Below are 21,894 nucleotides of genomic sequence, written 5' to 3' on the forward strand. Positions count from 1 at the left end.
GTAGGGTTGATTCTCTACCCGGAAGAATACAGATTGGAAGAGATGAGATCAAGGCGAAGAGATGGGAGTAGAGGCATTAATTGAACAATTAGAAACGATTCCAGATTGGCGCGGGACGGAAAGTCCAATATCCCCTGTGGTTGATGCTGTTGATGACCTTGTTGGGTGTCATGAGCGGGTATAGCAGCCTCAGAGGGCTAGAAGACTTCATGAAGCGTCACCAGCAGGAGGTCGCTGAATTATTCGACTTAGCGAAAGCGAAACTCCCCAGTTACTCCACCTTGCGGGATATGACTCTGCATGTGGATGCCCTCAAGGTTACTGAAATATTCATGCGATGGGCGAACCAAGCATTGCCGACAGAACCAGGGGAGGTGATATCGCTGGATGGCAAAGCGTTAGCTAGTACCCTGAAGGACTGCTATGGCGAGCAGCAAGATTTTGTCACCGTCGTGAGTGCCTGTGTGCAACGGTGGGATGTGGTGATTGGGCAAGTGAGCTTCCATAATGGCGAAAGCAGTGAGATTGTAAGCGTTAGACACTTGCTGCAACAGCTTGATGTCAAAGGCGTGTGGGTGACCTTGGATGCGTTGCACACCCAAAAAAACGGTTTGTGAGATTATCGACGTTGGCAATCATTACTGCATTGGACTCAAAGCCAATCAACGCAAGTTGCTGGAGCAGGCACAGCAGTGCGCTCAAACTCAAGTTCCTCTGAGTTCTCACGAGTTCCTCGATACCTCTCATGGTCGGGTTGTGACTCGTCGGGTTCGAGTCTTTGCTGCTCCCCCAGACTATCCCAAGATTGGCAAGCGTTAGCGGCATTTGTCTGCGTTGAGCGTTCGGGAGTCCGTCAGCGACAGCCTTTTAAGCGACAGTCCTGGTTTATCATCTCTCAAGTCATAGACGCTCAACAGCTGAGTGGGATGATTCAAGCCCATCGGGGCACAACAGAAAACAAATTACATTGGGTTAAAGATGTCGTGCAGGGTGAAGATGCTTCCTGGATTCGCGCTGCTAACCCTGCAACGCTGATGGCACTGTTGCGCTCCTGGGCAATTTCTTTGTTTCGTAAAGCTGGCTATTCCTCCATTACAAAAGCCATTCGCTTGTTCCAGCATGATTTGCCGACTCTGATTTCTTTTATCTAGAGAATCAGCCCTACCCTTATTAAGGGGGGCTAGGGGGGATCTGCCGATCGCTTCTGCATCCGACCCGATCCCCCTAAATCCTCGCGCTACCGCGCCGCTGCGCTAGAAGCAAGGGGGACTTCCGAGCCGTCCCGGCTCCTCTTCTTCTGCGGGAGAAGGGCTGGGGATGAGGGCGATCGCTCGTTTTTCAAAAAGATCGCTGATTTATTTACGTAGCATAGGTACTTAAGGAAATGGTTCTGAATCTTGATCAGATTATTCGAGACCGATTAATTCGACTGGATAGCGGTCTGGGTGAGAATATACCCAAAACACCGTTTCAAGAGCAGACTGGTTCGGCTAATCCGTTTGCTGGGATTCAATCTGAGGTAATCGCGCCGAAGTTTGTGGATATTGACGGCGATGGGGATGCCGATCTGTTAGCCCGCACCGCATCGGGATTTAAGTTTTTCCGCAACAATGGCGGCAAGCTGCAAGGAGTGACAGGTAGCAGCAACCCCTTTCGATCGCTGCCTTTGCAAGCGGGCGATCGCCCCAATTTTGTGGATATTGACGGCGATGGTGACATCGATGCGTTTATGGGTCAGCGCGATGGAACGATCCGCTTTTTTCGGAATGACCGGGGGCAATTTCGGCAGGTCACAGGGGCTGAAAATCCGTTGAATGGGATTCGAGTTGGAAATAATTCGGAGCTGATCTTCGCGGATATCAACAACGATGGAACGCCCGAACTTTTTGTCACCAACAGTAGTGGCATTCGGTTTATCGAAAAGCAGCGGGCAGTTGACGATCGAAACGGCGATCGCAGCGAACCCGGCGGCTTTGAAGATATGACCAATACCAACCGAAATCCACTCCGGTCTTTGTCGCTCAGGGGTGCGGTGCAGCTAGCCTTTGGCGATCTGGATGGCAACGGCTTAATAGAAATGCTGGTGGGCGACCTCAGTGGCAGGGTATCTCACTTTGAGTTTGACTTTTCTAGTAACGCCTTTGTGCCAGTCAGAAATAGCCACTTTACGGGTCTTAATTTTGGTAGCCTGGCCAACCCAGAAATTGGAGATATAGATGGGGATGGAGACCTCGATGTCATCATGACTTCTGTGGTGGGCACCAACCGCCAGATGCGCTTATTTAGCAATACAGGACAAACAGCGCCCCCGATTCGTGGCACTGATGCCAATGACATCCTTAGAGGAACGCTCGTCAACGACTTGATCGATGGCGGCAAAGGCAGAGATACGATCTCAGGCTTGGCTGGTGACGATATTATCTTTGCAGGCGATGGCAATGATGTTGTGAATGGTGACAGCGGCAGGGACTTCCTCTTCGGTGAGGATGGCAACGACACGCTGCGAGGCGGCGACGGCAACGATATCTTAACCGGATCGACTTTCAAAAATTTCCAAAATGGAGTGCCTGTCAATACGGATGTCGATACGCTGATTGGCGGCAAAGGATCTGATCATTTTCGCTTACCCGTGGATGGGGCCAGGGCGATCGTTCAGGATTTTGAAGACGGTATCGATCGCCTGAGTTTATTTGGCAGAACGCGCCCATTGCGGTTTGAAGATTTGGATCTGCGTCAGCAAAATAAGGATGTAGAAATCCGGCTCGATGGCACCCTCATCGGCGTTCTGAAAAATACCGATGTCAATCGAATTACCCGCGATGATTTTATTAACCCTGACCGTTTGGGGGGCGATCGCATTGCCACGCCTGATCCATCAACTCCGCCGACCAACATTGGTGATCGCCGGGGAAATGTCATTCTGGGTCTCGAAGTTGGCGGCATTATGGATGGGCGCGGCGGCAACGACGACCTCTCTGGCATGGGCGGCGACGACATCCTGTGCGGCGGCAATGGACATGACACGTTGCGCGGAGGGCAAGGTCATGACATTTGCTGGGGCGGTCGCGGCAGAGATATTTATTACGGCGGTGCAGGACGCGACACCTTCGTTCTCGACCTGTTGAAAGGGGTCGATGTCATCAAAGATTACAAAGATGGGATCGACAAAATTGGTTTGACCAACGGCATCACTTACGAGCAGATCAGTATCCAAAAGGAAGGCAAACACTCTGGGATTTATCTGGACGATCGCAAGCTTGGCGTTGTAGAAAACACGCGCCCCGGAACCCTGAGGGCAGATGATTTTAAGTCCATCAGCTTTGTCACCGTTCAGGACATTCTCACGCCGCAAGTGACGGCATAGCGCAGGTCTTCCTGAATTCCTGAATTCTCTAAATCCTTAACGGAGAGACCTCCAAACTGAGGAGAAACAATCTACTGAAACAATCCAGTATTCTAAGGAGCAACATCATGTCACGACAGGTTTTTGATACGGAAGCCAACAACGTTACGTCAACTGCGGTAAACGTTGGAAAAATCGACATCACCAGTCAGCAAGGTGGCGCATTTGTAAGAGACGGCTTACTCTCTGGCACAGACGTAGTGGACTTTTACAAAATTGAGATCGATCGCCCGACTCAACTCAATAGCACCTTTACGGTTAAGTCTGGTGCTCTGTTCGGCAACTTTCAATTGCTTAACTCTGCGGGGCAGGTTTTACAAACTAAAACCTTGGGAGGTAGCTTGACAAACACATCCATTTTCATGAGCAACTTACCCGCTGGAACTTACTTCTTGAAAGTTAACCAGGAGCGGAACACAGAAGCTCGGTATGACCTGAGTATGTTAGGTGCGCCTGTATCGGGCGCAGAACTGCGCGTGGCAATGATCTCCGTAGCAGCAGTGGACAAATTTGATCCGCTGCCGTTCGACAGTGCAGACTTTAAGATCACGATGGATATAGAGGGAGACACCAACCCCAGACAGATTATCCGGAGCGTAACTAGCCCAGTTTTCGACAATAGAGATAACGTGCCCAACCCCCTTACTGTGCAGGCACCTGTTCCTATATCCGATCGATTTATCAATGTCTCAATTGGTGTAGTGGATACCAATAATCTGTTTTTCCCAGATAAACGTGCGGATATCAATCCCTCGGTGTCCGATTCTATCGTGCGATTCAAGTATGACACGCTGACCCATACGATTTTTGATGATAGTCTCGATGGTCGCGGCGGGCGTGTCAGAGATAAGATTCTAGGTCGGATTAACGAGATAATCGTCAGTCGGGGAGATGGAAGGGCAGGTATTTCCAGACTCGATCGCGCCGAGGTTAGATACTTTGCTGCCTATCGAGCATTTACGTCGCTGTCGGCTCTGGCATTGCAGAGTGCGCCTGCTCGAATTGGGAACGATCGCAACAACACTCTGATCGGCAGCAGCGCAAACGGCATTCTGGACGGTGGTAAGGGGCATGATGAGCTGTCGGGAATGGGCGGCAACGATGCTCTGTGCGGCGGCGCGGGCAATGACACCCTCTGGGGCGGTCGGGGAAACGATACCCTCTGGGGCGGCAAGGGCAAGGACACCTACTATGGGGGTGCGGGGCGCGATACGTTTGTGCTGGATTTTGAAAAGGGGGTGGACGTGATTAAGGACTTTCGGGCTGGTGTGGATAAGATTGGCTTGTCGAGCGGCATGATGTATGAACTGCTAGATATTAAAAGAGAAGGTAAGCACTCTGGGATCTATGTGGGTCAGCAAAAACTGGGGGTCGTCGAAAATACGCGCCCCAGAGAGCTGAAAGCAGACAGCTTTGTACACATGAGCTTTGCTACAGTTCAAGATATTCTCACGCCCTACGTAACGGGTTGAGCGTGTTGTTTGGCTATCAAGGAACTCAATTGATGAAGCGAGTGTGTGTCTACTGCGGCTCTAACTTTGGCGATCGCCCCAGCTATCTGGCGGCTGCACAGTTGCTCGGAAAAGAGCTGGCGGTGCGCGGCATTGAGCTGGTGTATGGCGGCGGCAATGTGGGGCTGATGGGGGCGATCGCCGATGCGGTGCTGGCGGCAGGCGGGCACGTCATCGGCGTGATTCCCCAGGCGCTGGTCGATAAGGAAGTGGCGCATCAGGGGCTGCCCGATCTCCGCGTTGTGCAGTCTATGCACGACCGCAAATCCCTGATGGCAGAGCTGTCGGATGCGTTCATTGCCCTGCCCGGTGGTCTGGGCACGCTGGAGGAATTCTGCGAGATCGCCACCTGGACACAGCTCGGCTTTCACCGAAAGGCGTGCGGTTTGCTGAATGTGGACGGTTTTTATGATGGGCTGCTGGAATTTTTGAACCATGCCACAGCCGAAAAGTTTATCCGTCCTGAACATCGAACGATTGTGCTGGCAGATAACGAGCCTGGCGCGCTGCTCACCAAGCTAGAAACCTACGAGTTGCCCAACGTGCAGAAGTGGATTGGTCGCGACCAACAGTAGCCCCACCCTCGCCGCAGCAAACGGTCTGAGAAACCCAAAAGCCTATTGTCCAAATCCCTCTGTCAGCGCTGGCAGAGGGTTTCAAAGTAAGAACCAAAATCTAATAGACCTCTTGTGTGAATCGTGGGGCGGCGGTGCTGCCCCACGATTCATCGCCATTACCCTAACTGCCTCTGCCGTTCAGACTTGCTCCCCACCCCTCGCTCCAGCCAGTCCGCATCGACGTACAGCGTTTGCCCGATCGGCAAAGCGTCCCAGGTTTCAGTAAAGTGCTGAAGCTGCGATCGCCCGCCCCCCAATTTACCCCAATTTACCCCAACTTTTTCAGTTTTGAGTCAGGCCAATTCCCCAGTTTTTCCCCAATGACAGCGCTGAAACGGAGCGTTATTCTGGCAGGGTAAATGGTTGAGCCGATGTTTGATGGCGATCGCCCTCGGATTGTTGCTTTGAGGGAAAGGGCGATCGCTCCTCCTCTTCGCGTTCACGCTTTGTAATCCTTTTTGTCACCATCAAGGACATCCTCACGCCCCAGGTGATGGCGTAGGGCTGATCCCCCTAAATCCCCCTTAGTAAGGGGGACTTCCGAGCCGCTCCGACCCACTCCGGTTCCCCCCCTTAGTAAGGTAGGGTTGATTCTCTACCCGGAAGAATACAGATTGGAAGAGATGAGATCAAGGCGAAGAGATGGGAGTAGAGGCATTAATTGAACAATTAGAAACGATTCCAGATTGGCGGCGGGGACGGAAAGTCCAATATCCCCTGTGGTTGATGCTGTTGATGACCTTGTTGGGTGTCATGAGCGGGTATAGCAGCCTCAGAGGGCTAGAAGACTTCATGAAGCGTCACCAGCAGGAGGTCGCTGAATTATTCGACTTAGCGAAAGCGAAACTCCCCAGTTACTCCACCTTGCGGGATATGACTCTGCATGTGGATGCCCTCAAGGTTACTGAAATATTCATGCGATGGGCGAACCAAGCATTGCCGACAGAACCAGGGGAGGTGATATCGCTGGATGGCAAAGCGTTAGCTAGTACCCTGAAGGACTGCTATGGCGAGCAGCAAGATTTTGTCACCGTCGTGAGTGCCTGTGTGCAACGGTGGGATGTGGTGATTGGGCAAGTGAGCTTCCATAATGGCGAAAGCAGTGAGATTGTAAGCGTTAGACACTTGCTGCAACAGCTTGATGTCAAAGGCGTGTGGGTGACCTTGGATGCGTTGCACACCCAAAAAAACGGTTTGTGAGATTATCGACGTTGGCAATCATTACTGCATTGGACTCAAAGCCAATCAACGCAAGTTGCTGGAGCAGGCACAGCAGTGCGCTCAAACTCAAGTTCCTCTGAGTTCTCACGAGTTCCTCGATACCTCTCATGGTCGGGTTGTGACTCGTCGGGTTCGAGTCTTTGCTGCTCCCCCAGAGCTATCCCAAGATTGGCAAGCGTTAGCGGCATTTGTCTGCGTTGAGCGTTCGGGAGTCCGTCAGCGACAGCCTTTTAAGCGACAGTCCTGGTTTATCATCTCTCAAGTCATAGACGCTCAACAGCTGAGTGGGATGATTCAAGCCCATCGGGGCACAACAGAAAACAAATTACATTGGGTTAAAGATGTCGTGCAGGGTGAAGATGCTTCCTGGATTCGCGCTGCTAACCCTGCAACGCTGATGGCACTGTTGCGCTCCTGGGCAATTTCTTTGTTTCGTAAAGCTGGCTATTCCTCCATTACAAAAGCCATTCGCTTGTTCCAGCATGATTTGCCGACTCTGATTTCTTTTATCTAGAGAATCAGCCCTACCCTTATTAAGGGGGGCTAGGGGGGATCTGCCGACCGCTTCTGCATCCGACCCGATCCCCCTAAATCCCCCTTAGTAAGGGGGACTTCCGATCCCCCTAAATCCCCCTTAGTAAGGGGGACTTCCGAGCCGACCCAGTTCTGTTTATCCAAATCACAGGAGATTTCTCATGAAGACTCAATCTCGCGCATTGCGTGCGCTCACGACCGAGCTTCTGGTCGCCGAAGACCTCGAAGCAACCGCAGAAAGCATTCTGGGCACGCTGGAACAGGCACAGCTGATCCAGCCCGCTCGCGGCAGAACCTTTAGCGGCACCAGCAAAACCGACATTTACCTGGGCGGCAGCCAGGGCAACGTGGTGGATACAAAAGGCGGCAACGACATCGTGCTGGGCAAGGGCGGCAACGACAGCGTGTTGCTGAGGCAGGGAAACGACCTCGCCTTTGGGGGCGACGGCAACGACACGATCTCAGGTGGGGGCGGCCGCGACACGATCTTCGGCGGCGTGGGCGATGACCTGCTAGACGGCGGCGCAGGCGACGACTGGCTGAACGGCGGACTCGGCAGCGACACGCTCCTGGGCAAAGGCGGCAACGATACGCTGGTAGGCGGTGACGGCGTAGACACCATGACGGGCGGACTGGGGCGCGATCGCTTCTTGTATCTGGGCAATCCCTTCGCCACGCCTGACCCCGACATCATCACCGACTACGAAATCGGGACTGATCAGTTTGCGCTGAAGGGGCGCGATCTGGGCATGACCACCCTCGCGTTTCAGAAGGGCAACGCCGCAGAAATCACCGCCGATGGCAATGCGCTGGTGCTGCTGGATGCGTTCGACAGCGCTGGCGATGCGGCAAAGGCGATCGCCGCCAACGGCAACATCACCACCAAAGAGGGTGTGTTTGTTTACCACAACCTGACGCAGGGCATCAGCCGTCTGGTGTATTCCAAAGACCTGGCGGGGGGCGGCGACTTCACTGTGCTGGCCAACCTCACCAACCAGGCAGGGCAGACGGGCATCACCAATCTGGCGGCATTTTCGGCCAGCGATTTCAGCCTGATCTAAATTGCAATTTTGGGTTTTAGATTGGCGATTTGAGATTTCGAGTCCACAAGGAGCGACAACATGGAACATAACTTTGAACGCTATTGCGAATTGGAATTAATTCCCGATTTGCGCCCTTCGCCCTACGATTTTCAGCCGCGCATTACGCGAATGTGGGACATTGGACAACTGCTTGTGTATCGCCTTGCGTCGGGGCATGAACCGATGATTCGCCAGTGCGTGAATCACAAAGGCGAGGTGAAATGGCGCGTCTATGACCCTGTGGGCGATCGCATCTATTTTTTTGATTCCGAACAGGAGGTGCGTGAGTGGCTTGAAAACCGACAAAACTAGCTTTTTTGACTTCAAATTCGTGCAAATGACTGATCTATCTTCATTCATGTCTACATTCGTTTACTCATCACACGCTAACATCACAAAAGGACTCATCATGAAACGGACTCAGATTGCAGCTACAAATCTGCTGATGGCGGCATCCCTACTGGGGCTGGTGCCAGGGGCGATCGCCTCCGAAGTCGCCGTTAATTCCGAAAACCTGCCCGCTTCCCTCAATCAAGCTGCACGGGGATGTAGCTTACTCAACGGCACCTATCACGAGATGGCTAACGGCAACTGGATTTGCTTATACGGTGCTGTGCGCCCAAATCCTAGCTTAGGGATTCACTGTAATCTGGACTACGAGTGCGATCGCCTGGTCTATCGCCCAAATGCCAATGGCAACGCCCAGTTGCAGTGGGAGCGCATCATCTCCGAAGAACGCCACGAAGACTAGCCTCGCGGTGTTCTGGCTCTATCATACTTAACCCAAAAACCAAAAACTGACTGGCTCATACTCATAGCGCGGAAATGACTTCCCCCTTAGTCCTTTCCGCCACCCCTGATTCTCCAATGCCCTCGCATCAGTGCTGTGGAGCAATCATCCCCAACCCCTTTCACAGGAGATATTCCCCCATGTCTGCATATCGTCGGCATCGAGCCTTGCAAGATCTCTATGCCCAGGCTTGCCTGTTCGATGAGTCGTCTCATCTGCCAGGTGAACCCAATACGTTCTCAGAGCTATTCTCAGAAGAATCCGTTTCACACTCAAAGTCCATGCCCAAACCAGTTCAAAAAATGCAACCTTACTCGCAAAAAGAGCGATCGCCCATCTGACTAAAACCTATCTGAATCTTGCCCGATCTCAGTCTCGACTTAGGGTTTTCTGAATCCATTTCTGATGCACTTTCTCATTCCATTGATCCAAGAGGAATTATCATGGCACGTTCTGCATTATTTCGTAAGTTTGTGAAACTACTGCACTTATCTCGTTCTAGTTCTGATTCGCCAGCACCTGCGCCAGTTTCAGTTTTTGCCGATTCAGAAAGTGAACAAACAGGCTCTCCAAAGTATTCGCGGCGGCGGTTTCTGCGATATTCTGCGCTGGCGACTGGCGCGGCGATCGCCTCCACAGCGCTTTCCGAGTTACCACGTCTGGGCAGCGTTTTGGGCTACAGTAAACCCAATGTGGCGGTCGTAGGCGGTGGCATCGCAGGACTCAATGCAGCCTATCAGCTTAAGAAACTGGGCATTCTTGCCACCGTCTATGAAGCAAAATCCTACCTGGGCGGACGCATCCAGTCACGTACTGTAGCGGGCGATCGCCTGGTGAACGACCTCGGCGGCAGCTTCATCAACACCGACCATGAAGATATCCTGGCGCTGGTGGAAGAGTTTGGGCTGGAACTGTTCAATCGGGTGGAAGATGCGGCACAGTCTGAGTTTCCTGAAACCGCCTATTACTTCAACGGCAGGGTCTTGAATGAGGAAGAACTGGTAAACCTGCTGCGGCCGCTAGCCGACCAACTGGCCACCGATCTAGCATTGCTCGACGAAGATTTCGACACCTACGCGCCGCAGTTTGATGCGCTCAGCGTCTCCGACTATCTCTATCAGCATCGAGATAAGATCCCTGCGCCCGTTGTGCGAAAACTGGCAGAAAATGCCATCCGCACCGAATACGGCGTGGAACCTCATGAATCCTCAGCATTGCAGCTTATCTACACCGCCCAACTGCTGGATGAAGATACCGTATCCATCATCGGCAGTGACGAAGCTTATTACCTCAAAAACGGCAGTGCTGATTTGATCAGAGCTTTGACCGAGGCTCTGGCAGATCAGATTCGCACCAGCCAACCGCTCACCCAGGTGCGATCGCACGGCGACGGGTTCCAGCTTACTTTCAGTACGGGGCTGACTGTAGAAACTGATTATCTGATTCTGGCAACGCCATTCACGGCGCTGCGCCAGGTCGATTTGCAGATAGAACTCCCCAACACGCTGCGCCGCTTTATCCAGGAGGTGAACCTGGGCACCAACGAAAAGCTATTCGCGGGCTTTCAGCAGCGCGTGTGGCATCAGGCGCAGGGCTTTGTGGGCGAAGCCTGGACAGATCTGGGCTATTCGGGGCTGTGGGAAGAAACCCAGCGCCAGCCAGAGCGATCGCAGGGGGTGCTGACCTTCTTTCTGGGCGGGAGCGAGGTGGCCCGCGCCAAGCGCAATCCCAATGTGCAGGGTCGCGTGTTTGTGAACCGCCTGAATTCCCTTATGCCGGGGATAAAATCCGCCGCCACAGGTCAGTTCTATCGAACTGCCTGGACCGATGATCCCTACATCCAGGGCGGCTACACCAGCTTCAAACCTGGACAATACACCGAGTTTGGCGAATATCTCTACATCGAATCCGACGACCCCGACGAGCGTCAGGATGTGGCGATCGGCAAGCTAGTGTTTGCCGGAGAACACCTCAGCGATGAATACTATGGCTACATGAACGGCGGTGCCCAGACAGGGCGATTGGCCGCAGAAGTCATTGCAGAGATGCTTCAGGCGTAATCCCTATAGGGCTACTAAGTACACACATCTCGGCGGAGAAACCCAAACCCTGATCAATCTCCCTCAATCCCCGCGTTGATGCGCCGCCGCGCCATAAAAAAGGGGATTTTGAATCTAGCCGCCCCGGTTTTGTGGCGGGCGAAGAAGGATTGCTAGACTGTGGTGTACTTAGCTAGCCTTTTGGGATAGGGCTGGAGTATAGCTGGCTCCTGCGAAGCGGTGGGTAGATTTGAGCGTTCTTATCTTCATTCGGCAATGCCCAAGACTTTCTTATTTCAGCGCGATCCTGGAATTGGCACGATATCGCTGCTAATCCCACATTCATTTGACGCACTATGAACACGTAATGTGCTGGATGGGTCAAGTGATGATGCGCTGAGTCATCAACTGGCTGCGACTCTGCGGAAATTGGGGCGATCGCCCTTTCCTGTCCTGCTCCCTGCACTTCGACCACTCCGCGAAACATATTCATGCCGCAGGTAAACTCATATCGACCGGGTTGTGTGGGGATAAACTCAATCGCTGTCGTTTGATTTAGCGGCAAAACTTGGGTAATGCGAAAATCGGGAAACCACACTTCCTCCAGGCAACTGCTAGGATCTTTGCGATCGAAATTGAGCCGCACAGGCTGACCCACCTGCACCACAATCTGACTAGGTTCATAGCCGCCATCCACCATCACGGTTACTTCCTGAACGCCGCCCTGCGTTGTGGCTTTGCGCGATTTGGGCTTGCTCAGCAAAAACCACCAAAGCTCCAGCCCGATTAATCCCAACCCGCCTGCGGTGACCGCAACTTTAGCCCACAACGGCTGTTCAATTCGTTGAAATTGTTCTGCCTTTTCGGTGGTGGAAGGCTGCATTTCTGTGTGCATTTCCTGGGCGATCGCCTGACTCGACACTGTTCCGATCAGCATTCCAATGGTCGCAACGCCAGCAATCAGTTTTTCATGGTAAATCATGTTTTTTCTCTGCATTCGCTTTGCAAATTTTGTCTTGGATCTGTGTCTAAAAGAATCCTGAAAACTGCTCTAAAACTATCTCGATAGCTTAGGCTGAAAGTTTCTGAGTCGCAGCGCATTCGTGACGACAGACACGGAACTAAAGGCCATCGCCGCTCCGGCAATGATGGGATTGAGCAGCCAGCCAAACACCGGATAGAGAATGCCTGCTGCAACTGGGATTCCGGCAACGTTGTAGACAAAGGCAAAGAACAGGTTTTGCTGGATGTTGCGGATGGTGGCGCGACTGAGCTGAATTGCGGTCACAATACCTTGCAAATCACCGGAGATCAGCGTGATGTCGCTGGCGGCGATCGCCACGTCCGTTCCCGTGCCAATTGCAATCCCCACATCGGCTTGAGCCAGTGCAGGCGCGTCGTTGATGCCATCGCCCACCATTGCCACGATGCGAGACGAGGGGGAGAGGGGGAGCGGGGGAGAGAGGGAGAAGTTTTTTGGTTTGCTGTGATGTGGGCTGAGATTGCCATCCTGTTGTAGGCGGGCGATGACGGACGCTTTTTGGTCGGGGCGCACTTCGGCAAAGACGCGATCGATGCCGACTTCACGAGCGATCACGTTTGCCGTCCGCTGGTTGTCGCCTGTGAGCATCACGACTTCCAATCCCATTCGCGTCAGCGTGCGAATCGCATTCACTGAAGACGGCTTCACAGCATCCGCAATGCCCATCAACGCTTCCACATTGCCGTTCACTGCGATCCAAATCACCGTTCTGCCCAGGTATTCCAGCTTGTCCCAGGAGGATTGCAAAGCGGTGGTATGAATGCCGAGTTCATTCATCCAGCGGTGCGTTCCAATCTGCACAAGCTGACGATCGACAGAACCCTGAACACCGCTGCCAGCAATGGCTTCAAATCCTTGCGGTTCCGTCAGCTCCACCTCTTGCGATCGCGCGTATTGCACCACAGCTTCCGCCAGGGGATGTTCGGAATTTCGCTCCAGTGATGCGGCTAACCGCAGCAGCGTCAGTTCGTTCGCGATGCCATTGACCGGAACAAAATCCGTCACCGTGGGTTTGCCTTGGGTAATCGTGCCGGTTTTGTCGAGGACGATGGTTTGCAGCTTGTGTGCCAGTTCCAGGCTCTCTGCACTTTTGATCAAAATGCCGTTTTCTGCGCCCTTGCCCGTGCCCACCATGATCGAAGTCGGCGTGGCCAGCCCCAGCGCACAGGGACAGGCGATAATCAGCACGCCGACAGTCGTGATCAGCGCCATCGTCACGTTGCCCATGAGGTTGAACCAGAGGACGAACGTGAGAATGGCGATCGCCATCACCGCAGGCACAAACCACCCCGTCACCTGATCCGCCAATCGCTGGATCGGCGCTTTGGAACCCTGCGCCTGCTGCACCAGTTTGACGATTTGCGCCAGGAACGTGTCTTTGCCGACGCGAGTAGCGCGAAACTTAAAGCTGCCCGTTTTGTTCAGCGTTGCGCCGATTACCTCATCGCCCGCCTGCTTTTTCACAGGCACACTTTCTCCCGTCACCATCGCCTCGTCAATCGTGGACGCGCCCTCCACAATCTCGCCATCCACTGGGATTTTCTCGCCCGGCCGCACCAGAATGACATCGCCCCGCACCACGTCCGAAATGGGAATGTCAAATTCCTGCCCGTTGCGAATCACCCGCGCCGTGCGGGGTTGCAGCCCGATGAGTTTGCGAATCGCTTCGGAAGTTTGCCCCTTGGCGCGGTTTTCCAGCAGTCGCCCCAGCAGCAGCAGCGCAATAATGACCGCTGCCGCCTCGAAATACACATCGGGACTCAGCCCCTGCGCCAGGAACCACTGCGGCGCAAAGGTCGGAAACAGCGAGTAAAGAAACGCTGTGCCCGTGCCCACTGCCACCAGCGTATCCATCGTAGCGGTGTGCCGCTTCAGCGCTTTCCAGGCGTTGGTGAAAAAGCGACTGCCTGCCCAGAGCATTACGGGTGTCGTTAGCACCAGTTGGAGCAGCGGATGGTGCATCCACATCGGAATAAAGGGAATCGGCAGCCCCGTCATCATGGGCAGCGAGCCAATCACGAGAATCGCGCTGACGACACCACTCAGCCACACTTTGCGCGTTAGCTGGCGCTGCTCGGTCTGTCGCTCTTGGCGTTCTTCGTCTGCTTCTGGAGCCAGCACATCGTCTTTTAGGGGCAGCGCCGCATAGCCCGCAGCATCTACCGCTGCTTGAATTGCAGCAACATCCGTTTTGTGAGCATCGTAAGTCACGGCTGCTTGCTCTGCCCCAAAGTTGACGCTGCACGCCTCGACACCAGGAACCGAGCGGATGGCATCTTCGATGTTGTTGGCGCAGGCGGCACAGCTCATGCCGCGCAATCGAAACGTTTGATTTTCCATGATGCGCCTCCTAGGCGACGGTGTACCCTGCATCGGCGATCGCCTTGCGAATGTCTGCCTCTGCCGCTTCGGTGTCCACGTTTACCTGCTTGGTCTTCACGTCGGTCTGCACGGTCGCCCCTGCGTCTATTGCGTGAATTGCTTTGGTAATGGTGTCGCTGCACGCCGAGCAAGCCATATTGGGGACGGTGAATTCATAAGCCATTGTGGAAATCCTCCTGATTTGAATCTGTTTTGATCTTGGAGTCTCCAGTGAGCTAGAGAGTCAAGCGGTAGAATGATTAAGTTTTTTGAGCCGCCATTTTTGAGCCGCCAAAATAAGTAAGGATGTGCCGCTTGGTACGCAGCACATCCTCTCTCAACGATTCGCAAAGCAAGTAAGCTAACCTGGACGTTTAACGACCGACATCGATCAGGATTTTGAACGTGCCTGGTGTGGGGGAGACGGCGCGATCGACCGCAGCGGCGAGGTCACTCAGCGGAAAGCGATCGCTCACCAGGGCATCCACATCAATGCGCTTGTTGAATACGATATCGGCGGCGAGGCTCTGCACCTTGTAGGACGAGCTATAGCTGCCCATCAGGTCAATCTCGCGGCGATAGAGAATGTTGGGATTAATGGGAATCTCCACCTCGTCGGGAAATTCCGCAAAGAAGAGAATCTTGCCGCCCTTGCGGGTGCAATCCAGCGCTTGAAAAAACGCCTTGTCGCTGGGGACGGCCAGCAGCGTCGTGTCTACGCCCATGCCGTTGGTGAGGGCGTGGATTTTGGCGGGTAGGTCGGCATCTCGCGGGTCGAAAGCGGCGTCGGCTCCGAGCTGGCGGGCTTTTTCCAGACGGGAAGGGATGAGATCAGTGGCGATCGCCCTTGCGCCAAAATACTTCACCAGCATCACAAACATCAGCCCAATCGGCCCCGCCCCCGTCACCAGCACCGTTTGTCCGGGCTGCACCTGCGCTTTTTTCACCGCCTTCAGGCAGCAGTTGGTCGGCTCCACAAAGCTGGCCTGCTCAAAGGTCACATCGTCGGGAATTTCGATCAAGCCGCCGTGCTGCACAATATGCCCCGGCACCTTCACGTATTCGGCAAAGCCGCCGCCGCTGGGCACAAACCCTGCCGTCGTGCTGATGTTCTTATACACCTCGCACATGGAGTAATTTTCATTCAGGCAATAGCCGCAATGCATACAGGGAATATGGTGCAGCACCACGACCCGCTGACCTGGCTGCCAGCCGCGCACATCGGCCCCCACCGCCGCAATCACGCCCGCCGTTTCGTGCCCAAAGATGCGCGGCGGCTCATATAGCGGATAGCGAATCTTTTTGATATCCGACTGGCACAAGCCCACCACCCGCACCTGCACCAGCACCTCGTCTGCCGCCAGTTCTGGCACGGGCACGTCTTCGTAGCTCAGTTGGTTGACCCCGCGAAATACCTGCGCCTTCATGGAAAATCCCTTTCACTCAACAAGATTAGGATACGGTGTGGCGCGGTCATCCTTGGGCTGCGGACAGCATAAAGCGGGCAAAAAATGTTACAAGGCGGCTCTTTCCCAACCCTCAGCGCGAGGAGAACTGAGCCGCTCAGGGAACTGGGGAAAGCAGAACTAGAGGGCGATCGCCCCTCTAGGCAGCCGACAGCCCATAGGCAGACATCCGCATGATGTCGCGAGTGGTGAAGCCGATGTTGCTCAGCGCTTCGCCGTAGCTAATCATGAAATCTTCTACCAGGGCTTCTTTTTCCATGCCCAGTTCCTTGGCATCGTTTTCCACTTGGTTCAGCATCCGCCATACCAGCGGCAGGTTTTGCTTGTTGGCTTCCTCTAGCTCCGCTTTGGACGCTTCAAAGTTCGCCTTCAGCCATTCTTCGCCAAAGTTCAGGTGCAGATACTCATCCTTCACCACGCCTTCGGTGATCTTGCGGGCAAAGTCATCTGCCACCGGAATGTAGATGTTGTAGGCAGAAATCGCAAAGCACTCGATAATCAGCGACTGAATCAGCAGGCAGGTCACGATTTTGCCCTGGGCTGCGGCCTCTTGAAAGTTGCGGTGCAGGTCGGCAAAAAATTCCTTGGCAAAGGCCATGTCTGGCTCAACGGATAGGTTCCGCCCACAGGCCTGGAAGCCTTTCTTATGACGGCTTTCCATTTTCGACAGGCCGATTAACTGGTCTTTGTGATCGGGCATTAGCTCCGCAAGGCGCTGGTAGTTGTCGAAGGCTTCCTCCTCGCCCTCAATCACAATGGCGTTGATGCGGCTGTAGGCATCTTTGTAGACGGCACTCTGATAGTCGAGTTCTGGGGTAAGCTCAAGCTGAGGCATAGTAGGGTCGGTCTCCTGACTGAGGGTCGAAACGGTGGAAAACAAGCTCCTGTAGGTCTGCTCGGGCAGCGCTCAGGTCGGCGGTGTCCAAACATTCAGACGAGAGCGAGTGGGCAATGGCGGCAAATCGAGCCGTGACGTTAAGCATTGCGGGGTCAGTCTGTCTGCTGGCGTGGTTTGGAGGAAAGTCTCAAACTTGCAGCAGCTTTGGGAAGAAACCAGTGTAAAGAAATCAGTGCCCTAGTTTGCTTAACTTAAAATATGCCCAAACTCTACTCTACTGGGTTTCGGCATGGAATGGTTAAACTAGAGTCCCCTTATAGCTGATATCCTGTTCAACGACATCATAGATCTATATCTATGCCCAAGCCTAAACCGTTGATCCAAACTGTATCGCACAACATTTCGCTGCTGGCTCCTTCTCTAGAATCACGTTATGCTCTCTAGTCGGTTTCCCAGCCTGTCGTTGAATCTGTGGCGCTGGCTCAACGGGCTGCTGCTGGGCCTGGGGGCGGGGCTGGTGCTGCTGCCACTGGGCGTAGTGCTGTGGACTTCGTTTCAGGCGGGAGATGGGGCGGGGCTGACGCTCGACCACTATCGCCAAGTATGGGCGCGGGGGCACTTTCTGGGGGCGATCGCCAACTCTACCTTCGTAGCGCTGGCCGTCACCGCTCTGCAAATCCTCCTCTCGGCGCTGGCGGGCTATGCGCTGGCCCGGTTTCGCTTTTGGGGACAGCAGGCGGTGCTGGCGCTGGTGCTGGCAACGTTGGTAATTCCATTTCAGCTTTTGGTGATTCCAATTTTTCTAGTGCTAAAGGCGGGGCACCTGATCAACACCTATGGGGCGCTGATCTTGCCGACGGCGGTGAATGGCTTCGGCATTTTCCTGATGCGGCAGTTTTTTCAGACCATCCCCATCGAGCTAGAGGAAGCCGCCACGCTAGATGGCGCAACCCGTCTGCAAGTGCTGTGGCGGGTGGTGCTGCCGCTGGCGCGTCCGGCGCTGGTGACGCTGTTTCTGTTCACCTTCATCGGCGAGTGGAATGATTTGTTTAAGCCGCTGGTATTCACGACGCGCCCAGAGTTGCGAACCGTGCAACTGGCGCTGGCGGAGTTTCAGGAGCAGTTCACGAATAGCTGGTCGCTGCTGATGGCGGCGGTCGTGCTGGTGACGGTGCCCGTGGTGGCGCTGTTTGCGCTGGGGCAGCGCCAATTGATTGGCGGCATTGCAACGACAGGGCTGAAGAATTAGGCACATGCTTGGAACACAACTGCCTGCAAAATGCACGGTTCCTAGCTTTGCGACAGGCGCTTGACCGCTGCGCCACCCAGCAGTTCGTGAGTCTCGGCCAGCAAGCGGGGAATCTGGTCGGCGTGGGGGCTATGGCGCAGGCAGTCGCGCAAGTCGAGGGATTGAATCTGATCGGCTTTATTGCCCGGAAACCAGTGGCTAGCCCCGCCCAGCATGTTGTAGCGGGTCTTGGCGAATTCGGTGAGGCCAAAGGCGATCGCCAAGTTTCGCAGCCACAGGATCGAGCGAATATTCACCTGGTTGGGCACGTCTCGATAGTTCGGCAGGCCCACGTCCCAGGTTTTGTACCAGTCTTCGCCCAGCGCGGCGATCGCTGCCTGTTCAAGCCGATGCAGAATAGGCGGCAGCACTTCATCAGCCCGATCGAGATAGGCTAACGTTTTCAAATGCTCATCAAAGTCGCTGGGGCGGGCTGCGCCAATGCTGAGGGTATGCACCTGCGGATGGCTGAGGCAAAAAAGATTGTTGAACACGATGGGGCTCAGCGGTTGGCAAAGTTCTACCAATCGCGGCGGCGGGTTATAGAGCATTCCGCCTTTGTCGGACGGGCTGATGATGAATACGCCCATGTCGTGGCGCTGGGCGGCTTCGATGGCGGGCCAGTTGACCTGGTTGATGTAGTACCAGTGCAGGTTGACGTAATCGAACTGGTCGGAGGCGATCGCCCGCACAATCACCTCCGTCGGCCCGTGGGTCGAAAAGCCCACAAACCGCACGCGCCCCCGCGCCTGAAACCGTCGCGCCACGTCCAGACAGCCGCCCGGCCGCAGGCTATAGTCCAGCAGTTCTGGCGTGTTGATGCCGTGCAGCCCCAGCAGATCGACGTATTCCAGGTTGAGATAAGCGAGCGATCGCTCCAGGTTTTGCTCAAAGTCTCGCGGGTCTGCCGTAGGCGACACTTTGGTCTGCACAATGATCTGGTCGCGCGGCAGTTTTGGCAACATCTGACCCAACTGCATCTCTGATGTGCCGTAGCCCCGTGCCGTTTCAATGTGGTTAATACCCACTTCGAGCGATCGCCGAATCGTGGCTTCTAAATTTTCCTGATTGTCGGCCGGAATCTGCTCCAGTGGCGTATCCTGCCACTTGTGCTGATAGCGCATTCCACCACAAGAAAAAACGGGCATCGCCAGCCCGGTTCGTCCAAACCGTCGATAGAGCATAGGAGTTTGAGAGGGGGTCTTAAGCAAAAGGGCAACCCCTTCAAAAGTAGCAACAATAGGAGTATCGTCAACTTAGTACGTTAATAAACCGACGGGCGCGATGACTAAGCAGTGTGATATCCCAAAAAAAGGGAGTTGAGGTTTTGGCAACCAAGACTCATCAAAACTCAATACTTATTTTATCAAGATAGTATTCAAGATCCGATTCGAGATAGTATGTAGGTTCTCATAGGGGGAATACTAGGTTCTTCCGAGACGTTGGTATCAACTAGATATCAACTGAATCTCAACCAAGATAGACGCATAGATGCCACTGTTGATACTACCCAATAATCGATATCACCCGATATTGGTACTGCCAGTGGGCACCAGCAATCCTTTCTTTTGACGCGACCCAATTCATAGCCCCTAAATTAATCACTTATTGCTTCGGAGAAAAACGTATGGATATTAATGATTTAGATGACTTAGAGTCATCTGTCAAAGATTTATTATCCCTAGCAAAGATAGAACTGGAAGAAAAAAGATTACAGCAGCAGCGGGATGAGCAAATTCAGCAAAAAGTTGTCGAAATTCGCCAGAGACTAGAACCGTTACTGCAAGAAACCGAGCGAATGCTCGCTAAATTTGGAGCCGGTGATTTTTCAGACAGCGTGACCCGCACCAAGCTAGAAGAAAAAGTCGCCGATCTGCGCCAGAAAATTGCCGATGCGCCAGAACTGGCGGCTCAAATGGTCGATCGCCAGATGATTTTGAACGAGGAGCGGCTGATTGATGAGCGCGTCGCGGAGCAGTCAGCCCGCTGGCGACAGGCCCTCAAAGATGACCTGCTGGAAATGATCGCAGAGCAGGAAGATTTTTATAGTGCAACCGATGCGGCGATCGCCATTCGAGGCTATGTGCATGACCTGAAGGCAATCGGAGCGCTGGAAGAGGTGGTCGATAAGCTGATCGAACAAATTAACGCCTACAGCGAAGAAGGCCCCGTCGCCCGTCTGCGCGGCAGCCACGAGCAGACCCTCACCTTTATCTACAACAAAGCCCTAGAAAACCGCTCCCGCGTCGAGCGTGCGCCCAATGTGCAGCCCCGCGTTCGCCATCGCACCTCCGAAAAGCGCCCCAACCCCTATGCCCAGCTTGAGGGCAAAGTTGTCATTTTCGGCGGGCACGACCGACTAGAAACCGCCGTGCGAAACCGTCTGCGGGAGTCCAAAGTTGAGCTAGTCTGGTGTACGGCGCAGTCAGGCCCACAGATTGCCGAACAGGCCGAAAGCCACGTCGCCAGCGCCGATTTGGTTCTTGTGATGACAGGCTACACGAGCCACAAACTCACCGATAAGGCCATGCAGGCCGCTCAGCGGGCGGGCAAGTCTCCTGAGATGATTAACACCACAGGCGTGATTCGCATTTTGGAGGCCATCGAGTATGGGCTGAAATCTCAGCTTTTTGCCCGCCAGGTGAACCACTTCTCAAAACCTGCCTAGGATTCCGCCTAACCCATCTGCCTATCCAAAAGGAATTGCCTGAAAGAATTGCCTGAAAGAATTGCCGAACTAGGAAGCGCTTTAGAGTCTCTTTTGGCAAGTCTCTTAAGTCTCTTTTAGAAAGCCTCTTTGAAAGAGACGACGGCACAAGAACTGCCCTCAAGCAGCCGGATTCCTGACTTCCATCGCCTCTTCCCCAATCGGAGCGGCTATAGCTCTCGCACCGTGGGCTGGCCCTCTTTGATTTCGCCCACCAGCACCACATCCGCCAGCCCCACGAACAAGCCGTTGTCCAGGACTCCAGGGATATTATTCAGCGTCTTCTCAAACTCGGCCGGATTAGGAATGCTGCCAAAGGTCACGTCTAGAATCATGTTGCCCTGATCCGTGATCACCGGGCCGTCCTTCTTGACACCCATCCGCAGTTCGGGTTTGCCGCCCAGCGCCTCCAGCGCCCGCGTCACCGGGGCCACCGCCACAGGCAGCACCTCGACGGGCAGCGGAAACGTAGACCCCAGCGTCTCTACCAGTTTGGTACTGTCTACGACAACGATGAACAAGTCCGCCAGAGAGTCCACAATTTTCTCGCGGGTGTGGGCTGCGCCGCCGCCTTTAATCAGCACCTTATTGGGATCGACCTCATCGGCTCCGTCAATGGCGATGTCGATCTTTTCCACATCGTCCAGCGTTACCAGGGGGATGCCGTATTTCTTAGCCAACACCGATGCCTGAAAGGAGGTCGGAATGCCTTTAATGTCTTTCAGGTCGCCCGATTTGAGGCGATCGCCCAGATGCTCAATGGCAAAGGCCGTCGTAGACCCCGTACCCAGCCCAACGATGGAGCCAGACTGCACGCGCTGCGCTGCCGCAATACCCACCTGCTGCTTCATCACCTTAACGGCATCTTCGCTCATAACGCCTCCCTCTACAACACACGTCAACTCTACAGGCTACCACTTCGAGGCGCGATCCTTGAGCAATTCAGCCGACACGATGGATACAAAGGTTCGACTCCGCAGATTCAGGGATCAGTT

At 54.2% G+C, this 21,894-nt stretch carries 20 protein-coding genes and 1 pseudogene; 13 read left to right on the forward strand and 8 right to left on the reverse strand.

Features of this window, described 5'->3' with window-relative positions; genetic code table 11:
• Nucleotides 1–143: 143 nt before the first annotated feature.
• The 5 genes from O77CONTIG1_RS14715 (at nucleotide 144) to O77CONTIG1_RS14735 (ending at nucleotide 5,489) form a co-directional block, all read left to right on the forward strand.
• On the forward strand, nucleotides 144–617 hold the full coding sequence (locus tag O77CONTIG1_RS14715; protein WP_068511260.1) for an ISAs1 family transposase: 474 nt from the start codon (nucleotides 144–146) through the stop codon (nucleotides 615–617).
• Between the two features lie 309 nt (nucleotides 618–926).
• Nucleotides 927–1,151: a hypothetical protein gene (locus O77CONTIG1_RS14720; RefSeq protein ID WP_068513960.1), complete on the forward strand. Its 225-nt coding sequence runs from the start codon at nucleotides 927–929 to the stop codon at nucleotides 1,149–1,151.
• 233 nt (nucleotides 1,152–1,384) lie between these two features.
• The gene (locus O77CONTIG1_RS14725) at nucleotides 1,385–3,364 is read left to right on the forward strand and encodes a calcium-binding protein (RefSeq protein WP_068511848.1); all 1,980 of its coding nucleotides are present in this window, start codon (nucleotides 1,385–1,387) and stop codon (nucleotides 3,362–3,364) included.
• A 107-nt stretch (nucleotides 3,365–3,471) separates the two neighbouring features.
• Entirely contained in the window at nucleotides 3,472–4,875 is a 1,404-nt protein-coding gene (locus O77CONTIG1_RS26995) for a T9SS type A sorting domain-containing protein (protein WP_068511853.1), read from the forward strand.
• A 32-nt stretch (nucleotides 4,876–4,907) separates the two neighbouring features.
• Nucleotides 4,908–5,489 carry a TIGR00730 family Rossman fold protein gene (locus O77CONTIG1_RS14735; protein WP_068516625.1) on the forward strand — a complete coding sequence of 194 codons (582 nt, stop codon included), beginning with the start codon at nucleotides 4,908–4,910 and terminating at the stop codon, nucleotides 5,487–5,489.
• A 384-nt stretch (nucleotides 5,490–5,873) separates the two neighbouring features.
• On the opposite strand, the gene O77CONTIG1_RS27000 is transcribed toward O77CONTIG1_RS14735, so the two are convergent.
• Nucleotides 5,874–5,999 carry a hypothetical protein gene (locus tag O77CONTIG1_RS27000; RefSeq protein ID WP_286132334.1) on the reverse strand — a complete coding sequence of 42 codons (126 nt, stop codon included), beginning with the start codon at nucleotides 5,997–5,999 and terminating at the stop codon, nucleotides 5,874–5,876.
• Between the two features lie 174 nt (nucleotides 6,000–6,173).
• On the opposite strand from O77CONTIG1_RS27000, the pseudogene O77CONTIG1_RS26210 reads away from it, so the two are divergent.
• The 6 genes and pseudogenes from O77CONTIG1_RS26210 to O77CONTIG1_RS14765 all read left to right on the forward strand — a co-directional run bounded on the left by O77CONTIG1_RS26210 (nucleotide 6,174) and on the right by O77CONTIG1_RS14765 (nucleotide 11,218).
• Nucleotides 6,174–7,266 (forward strand): annotated as a pseudogene (locus O77CONTIG1_RS26210) (ISAs1 family transposase).
• 181 nt (nucleotides 7,267–7,447) lie between these two features.
• Nucleotides 7,448–8,347 (forward strand): calcium-binding protein, encoded by a 900-nt coding sequence (locus O77CONTIG1_RS14750; protein ID WP_068511854.1) that lies wholly within the window; start codon nucleotides 7,448–7,450, stop codon nucleotides 8,345–8,347.
• Between the two features lie 60 nt (nucleotides 8,348–8,407).
• Nucleotides 8,408–8,680, forward strand: a complete 273-nt coding sequence (locus tag O77CONTIG1_RS14755) for a hypothetical protein (RefSeq protein ID WP_068511857.1) — start codon at nucleotides 8,408–8,410, stop codon at nucleotides 8,678–8,680.
• 97 nt (nucleotides 8,681–8,777) lie between these two features.
• Complete coding sequence (locus O77CONTIG1_RS14760) at nucleotides 8,778–9,119, forward strand: hypothetical protein (protein ID WP_068511858.1); 342 nt, start codon at nucleotides 8,778–8,780, stop codon at nucleotides 9,117–9,119.
• Between the two features lie 179 nt (nucleotides 9,120–9,298).
• Nucleotides 9,299–9,499, forward strand: coding sequence for a hypothetical protein (locus tag O77CONTIG1_RS24640; protein WP_156435291.1), 201 nt, complete (start codon nucleotides 9,299–9,301; stop codon nucleotides 9,497–9,499).
• Nucleotides 9,500–9,601: 102 nt separating this feature from the next.
• Nucleotides 9,602–11,218, forward strand: coding sequence for a flavin monoamine oxidase family protein (locus O77CONTIG1_RS14765; protein ID WP_068511861.1), 1,617 nt, complete (start codon nucleotides 9,602–9,604; stop codon nucleotides 11,216–11,218).
• Between the two features lie 172 nt (nucleotides 11,219–11,390).
• On the opposite strand, the gene O77CONTIG1_RS14770 is transcribed toward O77CONTIG1_RS14765, so the two are convergent.
• The 5 genes from O77CONTIG1_RS14770 to O77CONTIG1_RS14790 form a co-directional block, all read right to left on the reverse strand.
• Entirely contained in the window at nucleotides 11,391–12,134 is a 744-nt protein-coding gene (locus O77CONTIG1_RS14770; RefSeq protein ID WP_225894589.1) for a cupredoxin domain-containing protein, read from the reverse strand.
• Between the two features lie 120 nt (nucleotides 12,135–12,254).
• Complete coding sequence (locus tag O77CONTIG1_RS14775) at nucleotides 12,255–14,579, reverse strand: heavy metal translocating P-type ATPase (RefSeq protein ID WP_084782684.1); 2,325 nt, start codon at nucleotides 14,577–14,579, stop codon at nucleotides 12,255–12,257.
• A gap of 10 nt (nucleotides 14,580–14,589) precedes the next feature.
• On the reverse strand, nucleotides 14,590–14,784 hold the full coding sequence (locus O77CONTIG1_RS14780; protein ID WP_068511864.1) for a heavy-metal-associated domain-containing protein: 195 nt from the start codon (nucleotides 14,782–14,784) through the stop codon (nucleotides 14,590–14,592).
• A 190-nt stretch (nucleotides 14,785–14,974) separates the two neighbouring features.
• A complete protein-coding gene (locus tag O77CONTIG1_RS14785) occupies nucleotides 14,975–16,027 on the reverse strand; it encodes a zinc-dependent dehydrogenase (protein WP_068511870.1) in 1,053 nt (350 codons plus the stop codon).
• A 178-nt stretch (nucleotides 16,028–16,205) separates the two neighbouring features.
• Nucleotides 16,206–16,901, reverse strand: coding sequence for an aldehyde oxygenase (deformylating) (locus O77CONTIG1_RS14790; RefSeq protein WP_068511873.1), 696 nt, complete (start codon nucleotides 16,899–16,901; stop codon nucleotides 16,206–16,208).
• A 436-nt stretch (nucleotides 16,902–17,337) separates the two neighbouring features.
• Here O77CONTIG1_RS14790 and O77CONTIG1_RS14795 point away from each other — a divergent pair, with 436 nt between their 5' ends.
• Entirely contained in the window at nucleotides 17,338–18,153 is an 816-nt protein-coding gene (locus tag O77CONTIG1_RS14795) for a carbohydrate ABC transporter permease (RefSeq protein ID WP_068511876.1), read from the forward strand.
• Nucleotides 18,154–18,194: 41 nt separating this feature from the next.
• Here O77CONTIG1_RS14795 and O77CONTIG1_RS14800 read toward each other — a convergent pair whose 3' ends face one another.
• The gene (locus O77CONTIG1_RS14800; RefSeq protein ID WP_068511879.1) at nucleotides 18,195–19,376 is read right to left on the reverse strand and encodes an aldo/keto reductase; all 1,182 of its coding nucleotides are present in this window, start codon (nucleotides 19,374–19,376) and stop codon (nucleotides 18,195–18,197) included.
• A gap of 443 nt (nucleotides 19,377–19,819) precedes the next feature.
• Between O77CONTIG1_RS14800 and O77CONTIG1_RS14805 the strand changes: the two genes are divergently transcribed.
• Complete coding sequence (locus O77CONTIG1_RS14805) at nucleotides 19,820–20,860, forward strand: DUF2325 domain-containing protein (RefSeq protein WP_068511882.1); 1,041 nt, start codon at nucleotides 19,820–19,822, stop codon at nucleotides 20,858–20,860.
• A 209-nt stretch (nucleotides 20,861–21,069) separates the two neighbouring features.
• On the opposite strand, the gene rpiA is transcribed toward O77CONTIG1_RS14805, so the two are convergent.
• On the reverse strand, nucleotides 21,070–21,774 hold the full coding sequence (gene rpiA / locus O77CONTIG1_RS14810) for a ribose-5-phosphate isomerase RpiA (RefSeq protein ID WP_068511885.1): 705 nt from the start codon (nucleotides 21,772–21,774) through the stop codon (nucleotides 21,070–21,072).
• Nucleotides 21,775–21,894: the final 120 nt, after the last annotated feature.

It is taken from the genome of Leptolyngbya sp. O-77, assembly GCF_001548395.1.
Taxonomy (GTDB): Bacteria; Cyanobacteriota; Cyanobacteriia; order Elainellales; family Elainellaceae; genus Thermoleptolyngbya.

Bases quoted from the DNA above. Each gene is read 5' to 3' on its own strand.
- rpiA (WP_068511885.1), bottom strand. From the start codon at position 21,774: ATGAGCGAAGATGCCGTTAAGGTGATGAAGCAGCAGGTGGGTATTGCG.
- O77CONTIG1_RS14750 (WP_068511854.1), top strand. From the start codon at position 7,448: ATGAAGACTCAATCTCGCGCATTGCGTGCGCTCACGACCGAGCTTCTG.
- O77CONTIG1_RS14720 (WP_068513960.1), top strand. From the start codon at position 927: ATGATTCAAGCCCATCGGGGCACAACAGAAAACAAATTACATTGGGTT.
- O77CONTIG1_RS14790 (WP_068511873.1), bottom strand. From the start codon at position 16,901: ATGCCTCAGCTTGAGCTTACCCCAGAACTCGACTATCAGAGTGCCGTC.
- O77CONTIG1_RS14735 (WP_068516625.1), top strand. From the start codon at position 4,908: ATGAAGCGAGTGTGTGTCTACTGCGGCTCTAACTTTGGCGATCGCCCC.
- O77CONTIG1_RS14715 (WP_068511260.1), top strand. From the start codon at position 144: ATGCTGTTGATGACCTTGTTGGGTGTCATGAGCGGGTATAGCAGCCTC.
- O77CONTIG1_RS24640 (WP_156435291.1), top strand. From the start codon at position 9,299: ATGTCTGCATATCGTCGGCATCGAGCCTTGCAAGATCTCTATGCCCAG.
- O77CONTIG1_RS14775 (WP_084782684.1), bottom strand. From the start codon at position 14,579: ATGGAAAATCAAACGTTTCGATTGCGCGGCATGAGCTGTGCCGCCTGC.
- O77CONTIG1_RS14795 (WP_068511876.1), top strand. From the start codon at position 17,338: ATGCTCTCTAGTCGGTTTCCCAGCCTGTCGTTGAATCTGTGGCGCTGG.
- O77CONTIG1_RS26995 (WP_068511853.1), top strand. From the start codon at position 3,472: ATGTCACGACAGGTTTTTGATACGGAAGCCAACAACGTTACGTCAACT.
- O77CONTIG1_RS14755 (WP_068511857.1), top strand. From the start codon at position 8,408: ATGGAACATAACTTTGAACGCTATTGCGAATTGGAATTAATTCCCGAT.
- O77CONTIG1_RS14780 (WP_068511864.1), bottom strand. From the start codon at position 14,784: ATGGCTTATGAATTCACCGTCCCCAATATGGCTTGCTCGGCGTGCAGC.
- O77CONTIG1_RS14770 (WP_225894589.1), bottom strand. From the start codon at position 12,134: ATGCTGATCGGAACAGTGTCGAGTCAGGCGATCGCCCAGGAAATGCAC.
- O77CONTIG1_RS14725 (WP_068511848.1), top strand. From the start codon at position 1,385: ATGGTTCTGAATCTTGATCAGATTATTCGAGACCGATTAATTCGACTG.
- O77CONTIG1_RS14800 (WP_068511879.1), bottom strand. From the start codon at position 19,376: ATGCTCTATCGACGGTTTGGACGAACCGGGCTGGCGATGCCCGTTTTT.
- O77CONTIG1_RS14765 (WP_068511861.1), top strand. From the start codon at position 9,602: ATGGCACGTTCTGCATTATTTCGTAAGTTTGTGAAACTACTGCACTTA.
- O77CONTIG1_RS14785 (WP_068511870.1), bottom strand. From the start codon at position 16,027: ATGAAGGCGCAGGTATTTCGCGGGGTCAACCAACTGAGCTACGAAGAC.
- O77CONTIG1_RS14805 (WP_068511882.1), top strand. From the start codon at position 19,820: ATGGATATTAATGATTTAGATGACTTAGAGTCATCTGTCAAAGATTTA.
- O77CONTIG1_RS14760 (WP_068511858.1), top strand. From the start codon at position 8,778: ATGAAACGGACTCAGATTGCAGCTACAAATCTGCTGATGGCGGCATCC.
- O77CONTIG1_RS27000 (WP_286132334.1), bottom strand. From the start codon at position 5,999: ATGGTGACAAAAAGGATTACAAAGCGTGAACGCGAAGAGGAGGAGCGA.